The organism is Streptomyces sp. NBC_00513, assembly GCF_041431415.1.
GTDB lineage: Bacteria > Actinomycetota > Actinomycetes > Streptomycetales > Streptomycetaceae > Streptomyces.
Genome location: NZ_CP107845.1, coordinates 8,212,789 through 8,229,042, shown reverse-complemented (window position 1 = coordinate 8,229,042; position 16,254 = coordinate 8,212,789). Strand labels below are relative to the sequence as shown.

General features: G+C 68.8%; 13 protein-coding genes and 1 pseudogene. 9 read left to right on the top strand and 5 right to left on the bottom strand.

The window, feature by feature from the left end; all coding sequences use genetic code 11:
- The first annotated feature begins 39 nt into the window (after nucleotides 1–39).
- Both OHA84_RS36825 and OHA84_RS36820 read left to right on the top strand, forming a co-directional pair.
- The gene (locus tag OHA84_RS36825) at nucleotides 40–924 is read left to right on the top strand and encodes an SAM-dependent methyltransferase (RefSeq protein WP_266975971.1); all 885 of its coding nucleotides are present in this window, start codon (nucleotides 40–42) and stop codon (nucleotides 922–924) included.
- A 723-nt stretch (nucleotides 925–1,647) separates the two neighbouring features.
- The gene (locus OHA84_RS36820) at nucleotides 1,648–1,965 is read left to right on the top strand and encodes a nucleoside triphosphate pyrophosphohydrolase (protein WP_266975973.1); all 318 of its coding nucleotides are present in this window, start codon (nucleotides 1,648–1,650) and stop codon (nucleotides 1,963–1,965) included.
- Nucleotides 1,966–1,985: 20 nt separating this feature from the next.
- Here the strand turns inward: OHA84_RS36820 and OHA84_RS36815 are convergent, their stop codons facing one another.
- On the bottom strand, nucleotides 1,986–3,326 hold the full coding sequence (locus tag OHA84_RS36815; RefSeq protein WP_266975975.1) for an endonuclease/exonuclease/phosphatase family protein: 1,341 nt from the start codon (nucleotides 3,324–3,326) through the stop codon (nucleotides 1,986–1,988).
- A 28-nt stretch (nucleotides 3,327–3,354) separates the two neighbouring features.
- The gene (locus tag OHA84_RS36810; RefSeq protein WP_266975977.1) at nucleotides 3,355–4,317 is read right to left on the bottom strand and encodes a LysR family transcriptional regulator; all 963 of its coding nucleotides are present in this window, start codon (nucleotides 4,315–4,317) and stop codon (nucleotides 3,355–3,357) included.
- A 311-nt stretch (nucleotides 4,318–4,628) separates the two neighbouring features.
- Here OHA84_RS36810 and OHA84_RS36805 point away from each other — a divergent pair, with 311 nt between their 5' ends.
- The 4 genes from OHA84_RS36805 to OHA84_RS36790 all read left to right on the top strand — a co-directional run bounded on the left by OHA84_RS36805 (nucleotide 4,629) and on the right by OHA84_RS36790 (nucleotide 7,929).
- Nucleotides 4,629–5,174, top strand: coding sequence for a hypothetical protein (locus OHA84_RS36805; protein WP_266975979.1), 546 nt, complete (start codon nucleotides 4,629–4,631; stop codon nucleotides 5,172–5,174).
- Between the two features lie 5 nt (nucleotides 5,175–5,179).
- Nucleotides 5,180–5,806, top strand: coding sequence for a hypothetical protein (locus OHA84_RS36800; protein WP_266975981.1), 627 nt, complete (start codon nucleotides 5,180–5,182; stop codon nucleotides 5,804–5,806).
- Between the two features lie 111 nt (nucleotides 5,807–5,917).
- A complete protein-coding gene (locus OHA84_RS36795) occupies nucleotides 5,918–6,769 on the top strand; it encodes a hypothetical protein (protein ID WP_266975982.1) in 852 nt (283 codons plus the stop codon).
- Nucleotides 6,766–7,929: a cysteine desulfurase family protein gene (locus OHA84_RS36790; protein WP_266975983.1), complete on the top strand. Its 1,164-nt coding sequence runs from the start codon at nucleotides 6,766–6,768 to the stop codon at nucleotides 7,927–7,929. The genes OHA84_RS36795 and OHA84_RS36790 overlap by 4 nt, the downstream gene beginning before the upstream one ends.
- A gap of 649 nt (nucleotides 7,930–8,578) precedes the next feature.
- On the opposite strand, the gene OHA84_RS36785 is transcribed toward OHA84_RS36790, so the two are convergent.
- Both OHA84_RS36785 and OHA84_RS36780 read right to left on the bottom strand, forming a co-directional pair.
- On the bottom strand, nucleotides 8,579–9,001 hold the full coding sequence (locus OHA84_RS36785) for a hypothetical protein (RefSeq protein WP_266975984.1): 423 nt from the start codon (nucleotides 8,999–9,001) through the stop codon (nucleotides 8,579–8,581).
- A 286-nt stretch (nucleotides 9,002–9,287) separates the two neighbouring features.
- Nucleotides 9,288–12,146, bottom strand: coding sequence for a hypothetical protein (locus OHA84_RS36780; RefSeq protein ID WP_266975985.1), 2,859 nt, complete (start codon nucleotides 12,144–12,146; stop codon nucleotides 9,288–9,290).
- A 361-nt stretch (nucleotides 12,147–12,507) separates the two neighbouring features.
- Here OHA84_RS36780 and OHA84_RS36775 point away from each other — a divergent pair, with 361 nt between their 5' ends.
- On the top strand, nucleotides 12,508–12,951 hold the full coding sequence (locus OHA84_RS36775; protein ID WP_323182085.1) for an HNH endonuclease: 444 nt from the start codon (nucleotides 12,508–12,510) through the stop codon (nucleotides 12,949–12,951).
- Between the two features lie 196 nt (nucleotides 12,952–13,147).
- On the opposite strand, the gene OHA84_RS36770 is transcribed toward OHA84_RS36775, so the two are convergent.
- Nucleotides 13,148–13,348 carry a hypothetical protein gene (locus OHA84_RS36770; RefSeq protein ID WP_266975986.1) on the bottom strand — a complete coding sequence of 67 codons (201 nt, stop codon included), beginning with the start codon at nucleotides 13,346–13,348 and terminating at the stop codon, nucleotides 13,148–13,150.
- Between the two features lie 203 nt (nucleotides 13,349–13,551).
- Here OHA84_RS36770 and OHA84_RS36765 point away from each other — a divergent pair.
- Together OHA84_RS36765 and OHA84_RS36760 are read left to right on the top strand one after the other, a co-directional pair.
- Nucleotides 13,552–13,632 (top strand): annotated as a pseudogene (locus OHA84_RS36765) (hypothetical protein); the annotation flags it as partial.
- Between the two features lie 212 nt (nucleotides 13,633–13,844).
- The gene (locus tag OHA84_RS36760) at nucleotides 13,845–16,022 is read left to right on the top strand and encodes a hypothetical protein (protein ID WP_266975988.1); all 2,178 of its coding nucleotides are present in this window, start codon (nucleotides 13,845–13,847) and stop codon (nucleotides 16,020–16,022) included.
- Nucleotides 16,023–16,254 lie beyond the last annotated feature (232 nt).

Genomic DNA, 16,254 nt, shown 5'->3' with positions numbered 1-16,254 from the left:
TCCAGGACAACGCACACCCAACCCGAGAGGAGCACGGCCGTGAACCTGGTCCAGGAAGGCCTCGCACTGGGCATTCCCGCCCCGGGCCCGGACGCCCACCAGCGGCCCAGCGCAGCACGCATCTACCGAATGTGGTTCGGCATGGAGGGCGCCGGTTCCGTCGACCAGGATCTCGCCCGCAAGATCCTCAACGCCTTCCCGCGAGAGCCCGCAGCCGCCAAGATCAACCGCAGCCATCACCTGCTGATCACAGAAGCCCTGGCCTCGCGCGGAATCTCCCAGTTCCTGGATCTCGGCTGCGGCTACGCCCTGCCCCGACCCGCAGGCGGTGGTGACCTCCGGTTTGGGCAGAACACCCACGACGTCGCGCAGCAGCACGGGCGCTCCGCCGCGGTGGTCTACGCGGACATCAACCACGACGTAGTCGCCTGCCAGCGCAGTCTCCTTGACTCGGCCCCGACGGCTTCTCGCCCCGTCGCGGTAATCGCCGATGTCACGGACACGGCCCGTCTGCTGGCCCGGCTGGAAGCCGACGGACACCTGACGCGGGAGCGGCCCGTTGCCGTCCTCCTTCACGACGTTCTCCCGTGGATCCCCGACGACGCCCGAGTGCAGGACGCTGTGGCCTACCTCCGGGCCTGGCTGCCTCCAGGCAGCGCCCTGTCGATCACCCACGCGACGCCCGACTTCAGCCCGACCTGGGTCGGGCGGGTCCAGGACGTGTACGACGAGGAGGGCATCGGGTTCCGGCCCCGGGACCGGCAGTCGATCAGCAACCTCTTCGGCGACTGGGGCGACCTCTACGGCGGCCCGGTTCGCATGGTCCCCACCGCCCGGCACCAGACGCGCCACCAGTTCTCGGCCGTGCCCGACTACGTCTCGGCTGCGTACGCCGGCGTCGCAGTGAAGCACCCGACCTCGTAGACAGAGACCGCGTACTCCGTGCTGCCCCTGACCACCTCAGACTGGGACCCGCTCGCAGACGTCGTCCACCGCTGCAACGACCACGAGAAGCGGGCCCGAACCACGACGACCGACGGCTCGTCCCTGCTCCGCCTGGCTGCCGACCTCCAGCCTGACATCCAACTCGTCGGCATGTGGGAAGAGAACCAGCTCGTCGGAGCACTCGCCCTGGTAGAAGGAGCCGACGCCTCAGGGTGGACCGAGGGCGAACGTGCGGAGCAGAGCTGGTTGGTGAGACTGGCCTTCACCGATCCCGATCTCAACCGACTCGGCCGGCTGGCCACGCTGTGGATCGGTGACTGTGCCGCTCGGCAGAACACCCCCACCGCTGTGGATCCGCTGTGCCGTCCCAGACCAAGAGGTGGCCTGGTACCTGGAACGCCAGTGTGGATGGGCTCTCGTGCGGGCGGCACGCGACAGGGCCGGCTACCGGAGCTTCCTGCGGCAGAGGGCCCCAGAACGGATCGAGCACTTCGACCTGCTCGTCACGACGGGGGCCGAACCTGCCATTGAATCAGTCCGGAGAAGGACGCTCCTCACGAACACTCACGCGGATCGGTTGGACTGACCACTTCGGGTGGGATTCCTGTTTCTGATGGCGCCCGATGAGGCCCCAACTCTACGCTCGAACAACACGGGGCCGGTCGCGTGACCGGCCAAGGACGAACTGGTGCAGGAGAGTACGTGCTCACCACGGGAAAGCTGGTACGGGACCGGATCCCTCAGATCATCCGCGCGGACGGAGCCGAGCCGGAGGTCTACGTGGCCGATCCGACGGAGTACCGGCAGCGGCTCCGCGCGAAGCTGGCCGAGGAGGTGGCGGAGTACATGGAGGCGGACGAGACCGACGCCCCCGAGGAGCTCGCGGACGTCCTCGAAGTCGCCTTCGCCCTCGCGGCGGACCTCGGCGTCGACCCGGCCCAGCTGGAGAAGATCCGGGCGTCCAAGGCCGAACAGCGGGGCGGTTTCTCGGAGCGCATCGTCTGGACCGGCAACCGCTGACCTGCGGTGCCGCCACACCTCTACGGCTCGGGCTTGACCAGCACGATGTGACTCACTCCGGGCAGGGGCAGCCCGGCCTCCCCCACCGCGGGGGCGAGGCCGGCGTGCCGGGCGAGCGCCGTGGTCTCGGCCGCGCTGATGCCGCGCTGAAAGGTCCCCTTCCCCTCGCTCGACCAGTAGCCGTCATGATGGGCCGTCCAGCTGCCGCCGGCAGCGGCCTTCGTGATCTCCTCGGGGGAGCGGGTGACGATCACGACGCGCCCGCCAGGGCGGACGAACTCGGCCGCGTCCTGCAGCGCGCGGATCCGCGCTCCCGGGTCGGGCAGCACGTTGAGGACGAACATTTGGGTCACGAGGTCGTATCCCTCCCGCTCGGGGCGGGGCCAGCCGAACCCCTCGTGCGGGTCGTACCCGTCGGCATCCAGCCCGGCGGCCCGGTAGTGGGCGACATCGGCACCGCGGCCGCACCCGTGATCGAGGACCGTACGAATGCCGAGCGGGCCCGTCAGGTGCCCGGTGACCGCACGGGCCGCCGGCGAGGCCGCCTGGCGGCTCATCGCGGTCTTGTGCGGCTGGTACGAGCGTGCGCCCGCGGCCGCCGGCTGCTTGCCCGTCAGGTCGCTGATCGCGAACAGGACGTCGTCCGGCTCCGCGACCTCAGGGGTGATCGGCAGGTCGAGCAGGATTGCGGAGTGGTCGGTGAATGCCTCCGGCCCCGTTCGGACTTCATGTCGGACCGCGACCGGAACCCCGGCGGCAAGGTGGTCGCTCAGCAGGGCGAGGTCACACCGGAATCGGCTGAGCTTGCCGGTGAAGAGCCGCTCGAACGTGAAGTCCGCCTCCTCGTCCGTGCCGGTGGTGTCGACGAGCCACGCGGCCTGGAGCAGGTGTTGCAGCGCCTTGCGCTCGGTGTCCGCGGTAAAGCCGCTGATCTCCCCGCCGTACAAGCCGTCCTGCGGCCGCGGCGCGAGGTTGAAGTCCCCGCAGACCAGCAGCGGACGCCCGCCCTCGGCGGCGGCCAGCGCCCCAAGCTCGCCGAGTTGGGTGGTGCGTGCCGCACTGGTGTAGGCATCGAGGTGAACCTGCAGGATGGTGAGCCAGCCCAGCTCCACCCGCTGCGCCCAACTGGTCGGCGCGGATACGGTCGGGGTGGCGATGTCCTCGCGGACCCAGGTGGCGAGGTGGCCGTCCCCGCCCGCGAAGACGTACCCGGGCAGGAGCGGCGGGCGCCGGTCGGCGGGCTTGTACGGCTCCTGCACGACGATGACCGCGACGTCGTGCCTGCGGAGCCAGGCGGCGAACCGTGCCCGGGCGCCGTCCGCGCCGAACCGCTTGTTGAGGTTGATCGAGGCCAGCATCATCAGAAGTGCCCTTCGGCGGACGGGATGGTCACAGCGGGATCGGCCGGTCGGAGGCTGCTTCCTCGCGGAAGGCCTCCCACAGCACGTTCAAGGGGTGTGAGGCGTCGTAGGTGTCCCGCTCGCCCTTGCGGGCGAAGACGCCCGAGACTAGTTGGAGCATGGGGTCGAAGTCGTCGGCGAACTCGACCAGGCGGAACCCCTCGCCGCCGGGCAGCCGGCCCGCGACGGCGGCCTCGCCTATGGAGCGGGCGCAGAGCATACAGCCGCGGGTCATCTCGGAGCGCAGCAGGGCCAGCCCGTAGTAGATGTCGTCGATCTCCGCGACGACCTGGAGGTGGGTGCGGAAGTCCGTTCCGTACCAGCGCTCGACAAAGTCGGCGATCACCCCGCGGGAAGGAATGACCAGCGGCAGGTTCCGCAGCCGCTCGACGCCGACCTGCCGGGCGGGCAGCTCGCGGACGGACAGGTTCGTCAGGAGAGCGAGGCCTTCGCGGTGCCACTCCAGGAAGTCGTACTCGGGGGCGAGCGGGCCGTCCCCGACCGGCGCGGCCAGGCCCCCGCACAACAAGTCCACCTGGTTGGAGTCCAGGCGCTGGCGGAAGTCGCGAGTGCGGACGTGAACGACCTTGAGTTCCACCTCCCGCGCCATCAGTTCTCGCTCCACCCGCTCCCACACCCGGGCCAGGAACGGCAGAGTGAACTCGGTGGTGCCAACGGTCAGGGTGGAGCCGAGCCGGCGCCGAGAGTTGGCGATGCCCTGAAGCCAGTCCGAAAACGTCGATCGGATTCGGTCGACAAGTTCCAGCCCGGTCGGGGTGAACAGCAGATCCCGGCCGCGGCCCTGCTTGACCACCACCAACTCACCGGTCAGCGCCTGGAAGTTCCGGTTGAGGATGTCGAGCTGCTTTTGCACGCTCGACTGCTCCCGGCCCAGCAGCCGAGCCGCCGCGAGGGCGGTGCCCTCCTCGTGGACGACGACGAGCGTACGCATCTGGTCCCACGTCAGGTCCAGCAAATCCGAGGAACAAGCGAGCAGATCGCCCCGGAACCCTTCGGGACCAGGCACTTTGAGCGGGCCGGACGGTAACGGCGGCATGTTCCTCCCCTCCCCTGGGCACTACCCCACCAGCTTGCACTGTCCGAGCGGCCAGGAGTAGTGGACTTCACCGCATTTCACGCCAGGAAAACCTTGAAATGCTCGGGTGGACATGGAGACATGGCGAGCTATCCACGGGAACATTTCCTCAGTTGCCTTCGGATCTGGCGGGGGCCACCACACTGCCTAAATTCCGGGGATGAGTCATGCTCTCAGCCGCGTCCATCAAGGACCACATCAACAACGGCGCCGTGACGTGGGACGGGGAACTGCGCGGGGACAGCCTGCTCTTGAGGCTCGGTGGTCCAATCCAACCCATCGTCGCGCCGGACGCCGTCGTCGACCTGGCCGACCAGGCCAGTATCGACACCCTGTACGGCCCGCAGATCACCGACTGGACGACGTACGACCTGGCGCCGGGGCAAATGATTCTGGCGCCGGCCTCCGAGCCGGTCTCCCTGGGCCCGGACGTCATGGGGATGATCGGCGGTCTGAGCCATCTGGCCCGAGTCGGCCTGGCCATCCACGTCACCAGCCCGTTCGTCCTGCCGGGCTGGGCCGGCCATCTGACCCTGGAGCTCGTCAACCACAGCCCGGCCACCCTGCGCCTGCATCACGGCATGCCGCTGGCCCGCCTCGTACTCCAACTCCGCGGCGGCGGCCCCGCCGCGACCGCCCACCCGTTCTACGGCCATCCCGCAGACCTGCGAAGCCGCTACGCCGACGAACTCGTCGACCCGAACACAAGGTGACTGACATGGACGACTGCCAGTTTTGCACCGAGTTCACCGCACGCGAGCCCAAGACCCGCATCATCACCGAGACGATCGACCGCTGGGTCCTCCTGCCCACCGTCGGCTGCCTCACCCCCGGCTACTCCCTCTACATGCCGCTGGAGCACCTCGACGCCGCCGCCGACGTCCCGCCCGACGACCTCCCGAAGGTCGCCGCCGGCCTGGAGTCGATGCGCACCCTGATCCAGGCTCACTACGGGCCCACCATCGTCGCCGAGCACGGACCGCGGGACTGCGAGCTCGGCGCCTCCTGCTGCAGCCACGCTCACCTCCACCTCATCCCCGTACCGGACCCGGACGCCATCCTGGCCGCCTATGAGAAGGTCGGTGGCACGGGCCGGCGCCTCTCCTCGCTCGTCGACCTGCCCGCGGCCGCCGAGACTTCGTACCTGTACCTGTCGCCCTACCCGGGCGAGCTCCACTACTGGCCCGCCGACGGCCGGTTCGCACGCCAGTTCGTCCGCCGCGTCGTCGCCGACCAGCTTGGCATCGGCGAGCAGTACGACTGGCGCGACCACCCCTTCACCGAGGCCAAGCACCAGACCTACGAGACTCTGACCGCTGCCATCCGGGCCACCGCAACGGCCTGACGACGAGGGGGGAACATCATGGCGATTCCCTTACCTCGACCGCTGCACACTCAGAGCGCCGAGGAACTCGTGGCGGCCGCAAGAGACCGACGGTGGCCGAAATGGCAGACCATGGCACTGCTCCACTCGCTCGGCCTCCCCACCCTGAACGCGTCCCTGTTACGACCCGGCCAGAGCCCGGCCGACATACGCACCGCCACCCACGCCCTCGCCACCACGCTCGGCACCGACAGACTGATGATCCGCTCCGACGGCGGCGTCGAGAAGAAGGCCTACTACCGCGGGGGCAACACCTTCCCCATCGGCGAGATCGCACACCGCGCGCAGCCCCTGCTGGCCGACGGACGCGCGGTCATCCTGGCCGGCCCCACCAACCGCTTCACCAACAAACTCACCGTCATGATCCGCATGGACCGCCCGGGCCCCGGCATACGGGGGACCTTCACCCTCGAAGCGCTCGGCCCCGGCTATGACGTCGCCGACCTCACCCGCGGTGAACTCCCGCCCCAGGTCACCGCCCAGCTCGACGACGTCGACTGGGACCACTACACCACCCCCCGCTGGAACGAGTGGCACTTCCGCGGCGACCACTGCCCCGGCGGGGAGGAAGCACGCCGGCTCCGCCGCCTGGAGCGCCTCGCGGCCCAGACCCTGGCCGACGGCGGACAACTCGCCGGAGACCCTCAGCCCGAGCACGCCGAAACGTGGCTCCGCGAACACGGCTACCTGCAGCTGTTCGGCCCCCAGGACCCGCGCCCGGCCCTGATGCGGCGCGCCGACAAACTCTTCGAGGACGCCTTCGTCCTCACCCGGGCCCAGCCCAACCGGAACTGGCGGTGCCTGGCCACCGCCTACTCCGTCTTCGCCGAGCCCCGCACCGTCTACTGGGACCTCGTCGACGGCGAACGAAAATACGCCGCGGCCACGCCGGCCGCCGCCCGGGCCAAGAAGGAGACAGCGTGACCAACCGACCGATCTACCTCGACCACCAGGCCACCACCCCACTCGACCCCCGCGTCCTGGAGGAGATGCTGCCGTACCTCACCACCGCGTACGGCAACCCCAACAGTGCCCACGCCTACGGCCGGGAAGCGGCCAAGGCCGTCGCCACCGCCCGCCGCCGCGTCGCCCACCTCATCGGCGCCAAGAACCCCATCGAGGTCATCTTCACCTCCGGCGCCACCGAGGCCAACCACCTCGCCATCGTCGGCGGCGCCCTCGCCAAACGCCCCCGCGGCGGCCACGTCATCACCACCACGATCGAGCACAAGGCCGTCCTCGCCGCCGTCCAACGCCTCGTCGACCACCACGGCTACACCTCCACCCGCGTCGCCGTCGACGAGCACGGACGAGTCCAGCCCGGGGACATCGCCGCCGCCCTCACCCCGAACACCGTCCTCGTCTCCGTCATGCACGCAAACAACGAGATCGGCACCCTCCAGCGGATCGCCGCCATCTCCCAACTGACCGCCCACCGCGGAATCCTCCTGCACACCGACGCCGCACAGAGCGCCGGATACGGGCTCCTCGACGCCGACGAACTCGGCGTCGACCTCGCCTCGCTCTCCGCCCACAAACTCTACGGACCCAAAGGCATCGGCGCCCTCTACGTCCGCGGCGGCACCCTCCTCACCGCCCAGCAGACCGGCGGCGGCCAGGAACGCGGATTACGAGCCGGCACCCTCAATGTTCCCGCCATCGTGGGCCTCGGTGCCGCCGCCCACCTCATCACCAGCGATACCGCCCCCGCCCTCACCCAGATTCGCGCCCTGCGCGACCACCTCCAGGACAGACTCCTCGCCGCGATCCCCGGCGCCACCATCAATGGGCACCCCACCCAACGACTGCCCGGCACCCTCAGCCTCACCCTCCCGGACACCGAGGCCGCAGACGTCCTCGACCGCCTCCCCGAACTTGCCGCCTCCACCGGATCCGCCTGCAACACCGGCACCAGCGACCCCTCTCATGTCCTCACCGCCATCAGCCTCACCCGCACCCAGGCCCGCCGCACCCTACGCCTGGGCATCGGCCGCAACACCACTGCCGCCGAGGTGGAGCGCGCCGCGATACTGATCGCTGAGGCCACTGCCCGGCATCGGCCGCCTCGTTCCAGCGCCGCCTGAGGAAGTACCGCGCGTGCGCCGGCAGGAAGGCCTGACCAAATCGAACCCTCCCGCCGTCCCAAGCGACTTGACGTAACGAAGCAAGCTGCTGCCACGTCTTCTACAGCAGGAACGGCTTGAAGCGTGCCATACGTTCTACAGGGAAAATCATCGCGCGACCGGAGAAACGACGTCCACTTCGACCCGCGCCTACGTCTTCCCCGCCCAGGCACCGGAGCGGCCAGCGGTCCCGGGCCGTCCCCCAAGTCAATCGGGTGCGGACTCGTCGCCGCCCTCGCCACGATCATCGTGCTCGCCGGATCCTGCGCCACCTCCAGCGTGGTCCGCAGAATGACCGCCAGAGGTGCGAAGAAGAAAGCTCCCAAAGCGACACAATCCCGGCGACTGCAAGGGGATGTCCCCCCGGCCAGTCCGGCCTCAGCGGATGGGACTGATCGAACACGTCCTCATCAGGATCCTTCGAGCGGATACGGACGGCGCATGCCGCCGACACCGTGGCCACTTTGTCCCCACGGCCCGCATCCGCAGTTCTGTATCCACAGCTCGTACTTGACCTCACGGCTGACGAGCGCAGCTCAGGGGTCCTGGATCAGCGGCCTGTACCCACGAAGGTGCTGCAGCTGCTCGAACCGCCTAGCGAAGAACCAGATCACGTCTGCTGGTTCCCATCACCAGTGATCGCCTCACCGATGGATCCGCCAGCAGCAACTCCGCGCTCCCCCGGCACGCCGGGTACCGTTGTCGTGGCACTCGGGCTGGGGCCTGCGGCCGGGGGCTGAGGTTCGGCAGGCGGACCCTGCTGACGGTTGTTGTCACCGGTTACTGCGCGCCTGATGCTGCCGCCGGCTTGCACCGATCGGGCCCCCGCGACGGCAACGCCAGTCGGCCGGTTCAACGTGTACATGGATACGGCAAGGGAAATCGCAGCGATCATGGCCCCGATGATGCTGGCCACGCGGTCAGCGGTGTCCAGATCCACCAGCACAACCGCAAGGATCAAGCCCACGACTGCGGCCGCCGACACCGCCGCGACCGCGATGTACACGCGTCGCATTACCCTTGAAACAGCCATCGGACTACTCCTCACGCACCTGACCCAGACACCACACGTGAACGATACGGCCCATGGGTCGATCCGTTCCGGGGAAGTTGAGACGGGCAGCACCAACGCCATGGGGTGGGATGAGCGAGCCCGCTCCGAGCACGGCGACGCGGCGTAAGTGAGTGAGCCGCGGCATCGTCCCGCACGACCGCCTGATGCCGTACGTGTTGCCGCGGCCTACCGGGTCCAAGACCAGCGGGTATCCACCTCCTTGCACGAGACCGACGCCCTTATTGGCCCGCGACGACAAGGTCCTTCAGGATGCTCTGGCGGCGGCGAGGGCCGCGTGTCGCACGCTGGCGCGGACATCGTCGGCGAGCCGCTCCAGCACTTCCGGTACCACCGGATCGACAGGTCCTTCCTTCTTTCGAAGCTCGGCGACCTCGGCCAATGTGCGGCGGACGGTGTGGTCATTGTCTTCAGCGAGTCGGCGGATCGTTCGGGGGTGCTGACTCGCGTGGGAAACGGCGAGGAAGGCACCGGCCTGACGGACGGTCCTGTTGTGGTGTGTGACCAGTAGCGCGGGGTCGACACTGAGCGCGATCTGCGGCGGCAGATACGCGAGAACGCGGGCTGCGTCACCGACGTCCGAGGGAACGTCGGTACGGAGCAATGCGACGGCGTTCTCCCGCACCCAATGGTGTTCCTCATCGAGTTCCGCGGCTCGATGCGCCAACTCCAGGGCCGGCCCACGCAAGGACGCCGTACCGAAGGAGATGCGCGCGGCGCTGAGTGGGTGAGGGGTGCCGGTCATTTCGCTGTCGAGATGACTTCCATCCTGCTCGCCCAGGACGAAGGGCTGCGCCTGACGGTAGATGGCTGATTTCTCGACCGGCGGCAAGTCTGTGATCAGGTTACAGAGGCCGGTCAGGGCGCTGCGTCGGGCGTCAGCGATCTCGCGCCTGTCCGAGGCTATTTCCATGAGTCTGGCGGCGCAGCGTCGGCGACTGGGTTCGTCGAGCTGGCAGACCAGAAGTGCGTCGTTCGCCAGCTGATCGCCGATGGTGGTGTTGTGCGGGTCGGGCGCGGGTCGGGACAGGATGCGGTTCAGGGCCTCCAGGGCGGCGGTCCGCACGGTGGGGTGGTCGGGGACCGCCTGGCTCAGGGCGAGGGCGGCCGGGTACTTGTTGTCGTCGGCGAGGTTGGCGAGGGCGGCGAGCCGCGTTTGGCAGGCTGCCTGCTCGGCTGCCGTCAGCGGGGATGATGGGGAGATGAGGATCTGAATCCACCGCCTCTCGCCGAGTGACTCCCAGGCGTCATATGAACCTTGCTCAGCTTCGTCGAGCAGCTTGGTGACGGCCTGGAGGGCGAGGCTCGGGTGCCGGTCCGCGATGGCGAACCAGGTTGCGCCTCGATGAGTCCGTTTTGAATCGACGAGGTCGGTGAGCACCTGACCGGCCTGCTCGGCCGTCCCCCGCGGGGCGAGGGTGCAGGCGCTCCTGAGGACTTGGTGCAGGAGGTGTCGGAGAGGCGAGTCAGCCAGGTCTCCGGACAGTAGCTGCTGAGCCATGTCGATGAGTTCACCGAGGAGAGCGGTGGCGGCATCGTCATCCAGGAGGTCTGCCTGTGCTTCCAGCTGTGCTGCTCGCGCCCGGGAGACCCGCCACGGCACGCCTTGGAGCGGCCCGAGAGGAAGCAGCGTGTCGCCGGAGGCGGCAGCGAGCTTCTTGGCTCGTTCCGCCTCTCCCGCTCGCTGGTAGTAGTCCGCCGCCAGCCCGGTCTCGGTGTTGTCCTGGTACAGGTCGGCAAGGAATCGCAGTGCTTCGAGTTCTCCTGTCCAGTCCCCTGTCACCACGGTGTCAACGAGCCAACGTTGCGCGGCGGTGATGGCTTCGCGAGGCTTTTCCCGCACAAGTGCGGACAGAGCCTGCTCACGGGGCTGGCGGGCCCGGACGAGAAGGCGACCCGTGCCAGTCGCACGGAGTGCCTGCGCGAGTCGATGCTCGTCGTCGATGTCGCCCGCCAACGGGCCGTACGAGACGTTGATGCTCCTGATGCTGTACAGCCAGTCCGCAGCGTCCTGTGTCAGGTCGGCTCGGATGCCCGCATCGACGGCATCGCGGTACGCCTCGACGGCGGCGTCGGCTTCCCCTTCTTCGGCGAGCCGGCGTCCCTCCCGTGCGAAGACCATCGCCGCGGGTCGGCCCGTCATGTGGTGACGGCGCGCCTGCTGGTGCAGTGCGCGTCGTGCGGAGGGGTCGTAGTGAGCGCGTATCAGGCGAAGCCGGAGCAGTATGTGGTCCGCGTCGTCGCCTCCGTTGTCCAGGGTATTGATGGCTTCCGATACGAGCGCGTCGAGTTCATGGACCGAGGCTGGGTTGAAGGCCAGTGCCTGTTCGGCGAGCAGGAGGATGAGTACGGGACGGTACTCGGGGTCCTGCTCGGCAGAAGTGCCTGAGAGGACCTCACGAAGGCTTTCCAAGTCGCCCAGCGGGTGGAGCAGGCTTTCTGCGGCGGCCTGCAGCAGTTTCGCGATCCGCTCTGCTCTGTCTGCTCGCGGTTCCCCGGCTTCGGTGCTCTTGAACGCCAGCCTCGGGATGTCTCTGGCCAAGGACCACGCTTGGTCGTGATCTCCGGCTCGCAGGGAAGCGACCGCGAGACTGCCTGCCATCTCCACGGCGGCGACGATGTGGCCAGCGGCTTGCAAGGCTGCCATCTGCTTGCGCTGCATCACGGCTGCGTGCCCGTGGAAACCGGTGGCATGGAGGCTGGAGGCAATTTCTCCATAGAGACGGGCGGCCTGCTCGGGGTCTGTCGACAGAACGGTGTCAGCCCTGCGGAGAAGGGGCGCGAGCACATGAGTGTTCAGCGGCCCGACGAGAATCAGCTCCGCCTGCTCCTGCCGATCAACACGGGACGGGAGCACGGTCGAGGACGTCCCGGCCGCCGCAGTCACGGAAGCGTGATAGTGGTACTCCGTCGTCGTGCTGATCTCGTGCTTGTCGCCGCTGACAACATCACCATCGACGGTCAACTGGTTCCCGTTTCCTGTGATGCCCACCCCCACCTCGGCACCCGCCGAGATCCCGCGATCCCCCGGAACCGGCGCACCAGTGGTCTTCCCGTCGCCCCTGCCGCTGTCCTCACCCCATGAGCGCGGCCACTTGCTGTTCATCGCTGAATTTTCCCCTACCCGCGATCATTTCGTCCACGACTGCGTCGCCGAGGCACCCCGTCCATCGGAGCCCACCGGCGCCGCTCTCGGACCTGATGCCGCAGGGTCCGGGGGTAGCCCCGGCAGGCGTGAGGGCGCAGGCTCGTTTCTGCAGTGAATCCGGGCGCCCGCACGAGTGAGTTGAACGCCGAGAACCTGTCGGGACTGGTGCCGGACCCGCTAGATCCATCTGTGTGATCAAGAACCTGATGCTGCGCGGTCTGCCCGCGCTCGCCCTCTGCGCCCTTCCCGTCCTCGCGGCTCCGGCCGCGCACTCCGCCCCCGCCGCCACGGCGGCGCCGGCGTAGCCGGTCCGTCCGGGGTGCGTGCTCCGCTGCCGCTGTTCGAGGCGATCGACCGGCTCCCCGTGGCCGTCGAGCACCGCGAGGGCTACAAGCGGGAGCTGTACAAGCACTGGAACAAGGGCCTCAATGCCGGGGACGGCTGTGACACCCGAAGGGAGGTCATCCTCGCCGAAGCCGTCGAGGCTCCTGCTGTCGCGGCTGGCTGCAAGCTGACCGGCGGTTCCTGGCGCTCCGCCTACGACAACGTCGTCGTGACGGACGCGGGCCGGCTCGACGTCGACCACTTCGTCCCCCTCGCCGAGGTCTACGACTCCGAGCAGGCGCCGTGGTCGGCGGCCCGGCGGGAGGCGTACGCGAACGACCAGAACAGCCCCGACACTCTGATCGCCGTATCCGCCGCCTCCAACAGGTCCAAGGCCGACAAGGACCCGGCGGAGTGGCTGCCGTCGGATGGCTCCTAGCACTGCACGTACGCAGCGACGTGGGTCGGCACGAAGCTCCGCTGGGACCTGGCCGTCGATGAAAACGAGCGCTTGGCGTTGCTCGGGCTCGCCGAGGACTGCCCCACCACGACCGTCGTCTACGAACCCGCCGCTTAGAAACGGCCATCAGCCGGCGACCGGCCCCCGCAGGTCGCCGGATGCCCGTGCGGCAGGTTCACGACAGGAGCTGAGCCAGGACGGTCGCGATGGCGGCACTGAGACCAAGCACCGCGGTAAACGTCGCTGCTGCCCGGGTCAGCGTGGCGGGGTATGTGGCTCCGTCGAGCCGCGCGAGCAAGCCTGCCGCAGCGGCAGCCATGAGCGCGAAGAGGAAGACGCAGGCGGCAGCAAGCAGGACGACGGTGAGCTGGTTCAAGGGGGACTCCCAGGTCGAAGAGGTGCGTTGACCTGACCAAAGTCCCGGAATAGGTGTTCGCCGTGGTTCGCCCGTACGAAGATGAACACCGGCGAACACGAGGGTGGGGCGCGGTGGCAGACATTGAGGCGGGCGACCGGAAGGAGGCGCTGGGCCGGCTTCGCGCAAGGCTGGCTGACGGCCGGGCGGCGGCCGGACTGAGCATGAAGCAGCTCGAAACTCGGTCAGGACTGGGACATACGACAACCTCGCGGGCTCTGAGCGTCAACGGTCCTATGCCGACTGCAGCGACAGTCGCTGCCTTGGCCAGGGCTCTGCGCCTGCCGGAGCAGGAGCTGCTGGCTCTGCACCGAATCGCAGCGGGTAGAGCACCAGCAGGGGCGGGGGCCTCGGGAGGCCGATCGGTGGCTGGGATCCCCACGACTTGGAGGTCCACCCGGCCGGAACCGGTTCGACCGCCACGGATGCGAGCCGGAGTCAGGTTCTTTCGGGGTATGTGCCGCGCGCCCACGATCAGGTCCTCGCCGACGTCGTCCGCGAAGCAGCGGGCGGCGGAAGTCGGATGCTCGTCCTGGTCGGGTCGTCCTCCACGGGCAAGACTCGCGCCTGTTGGGAAGCGGTCCAACCCCTCGACGCGCACGGCTGGCGTCTGTGGCATCCCTTCGATCCGACCCGCGCAGACGCTGCCCTCGAAGGCCTCCACCAGGTCAGCCCGCGCACGGTGGTCTGGCTCAACGAGGCCCAGAACTACTTCGACGACTCACGATCAGGCGAACGGATCGCCGCGGCGCTGCACACGCTGCTCACCGATCCCGGCCGCGGTCCGGTCCTGGTCCTGGGCACCCTGTGGAACGAGTTCGCCGACAAGTACGCGGCCCTGCCCATCCCCGGCCTGCCAGACCTGCACAGTCGCGTCCGCGAGATCCTCGCGGGGCGCATCCTCGCGGTTCCCGACACCTTCGACGAGGAAGCCTTGTCCGTCACGGCGGCCCTCGCCCAGGGCGGCGATGCACTTCTGGAGGACGCTCTGGGCCGAGCCAAGGCTCACGGGCGTCTCGCCCAGGAACTCGCCGGGGCAACCGAGTTGCAGCGCCGGTACGACAACGGCACTCCCGCGGTCCGGGCGCTGCTGGAGGCCGCGATGGACGCCCGGCGTCTGGGTGTCGGGCTCCGCCTCCCCCAGAGCTTCCTCACCGAAGCGGCGGTCGACTACCTCAGCGATCACGACTACGACCGCCTCGGTGACGATTGGCCCGCGCACGCTTACACGGAGCTCGCCCGAAGCGTCCACGGACATCAACCCCCGCTCTACGAAAGCGCCCTCAGGCCGGTGCGTCGTCCGGACAGCGCCGCTCCCGACACAGCAACCGCTCCTGGACTCACTGCTCCGGCAGGGCCGCTGATGCGGCTCGCCGACTACCTCGAACAGCACGGACGTCTCGCGCGCGGCTCGCTCTGTCCGCCGGCCTCGTTCTGGGCCGCGGCCAACATCTTCCTCACCCGACCCGAGGACCTGAGGAACCTCGCCGTGGCCGCAGAACAGCGGCACCGCCTGCAATGGGCCGATGCCCTGCGCGGGAAGGCGGCCCGTTCCGGAGACACCACCGCCTTGATGGAGATGGCTCAATGCCTGCGGCGGGCTCGTGACTGGGAGGGCGCGGAGCGGCTGGCGCTCCGCGCCGCGGAGGCCGGCGAAGTGCATGCCTGGACGCTCGCTTCCTGGATCCGAGAGGAAGCCGGAGACCTTGCCGGGGCTCTGCATTTCATGCGGTGTGCCGCTGAGGCCGGAGCCGCGATGGCATGGTCGCATCTGGCGACCTTGCAGGAACGGGTGGGTGACCGACAGGGCGCCGAGAAATCAGCGCGGATCGCGGAAGCTCACGACGTTGGTATCTGGTCGTCCCTGGCGACCTACAGAGGGATCGTCGGCGACTGGGAGGGCGCGGAAGAGTACGCGCGGCGATCCACTGACGCCGGATACCCCATGGCCTGGTCCGGGTTGGTCTTCTTGTGCCAGGGACTGGGACAGCTTGAGCAGGCGGAGCGGTTCGCGCGCCTTGGCGCGGAGGCCGGAGAGTTCGGCTCCTGGGCCCTGCTTGCTCAGTTGCAGGCCGCGGCCGGAGACATTACAGGTGCGGAAGACTCCATGCAGCGCTCCGCCGGGCTTGGCAACCTGGCCGCACACAGCTCACTGACCGCGCTGAGGCACGAAGCCGGCGACTTGCCGGGCGCGCAAGCCGCCGCCCAGCAGTCCGCCGACCTCGGCATGCCGGACGCCTGGCTCAGCCTGGCACTCCTGCGGGCGCGGGCCGGCGATCGGGACGCGGTCGAGGACTGTGCCAGACGACTCGAAGAGAGCGAACACCCCGATGCCTGGGGCGCCCTGATTCGGCTGTGGCAGATGACAGGCGACCCCGAGAAGGCGGAGGCAGCCGCACGGAAGGCCGCCGGTGCCGGCCACCTTGACGCCCGCATACACCTGGTCCGGCTCCGACACGCGGCCGGCGACATGGAAGGCGCGCTGCGTCAGGCGCGCCACCTCGCCGACTCCGGCCACGCCGCAACCCTCACCGAGCAACCCGTCTCGGTCAACGAACTGTGGCCGAACGGACTGGACGCCGACGGGACACCCACACCACCGTGGCAACCGTGCCAAGTGACCTTCGACGAATAACACGCGAAGCGGCCCAGGAGCTGTCAGTTCGGTCGGACGGAACAGTTCAGGAATCGGAGACCCGGGACGGCATCGCCGAACCCCGGCTCGACCAGGTCCCACCTCCAGCAGGTCAGAAGAGGGCCACGGCGGTCGCGGGAGAATCCATTCACACCGTCGTGCCTATGTCGGCCTGACCGTCGCCGTCGGCAGCGGTGAGGCGGCCGGGTCGCTCCCGCTCCGGGATCAAGGG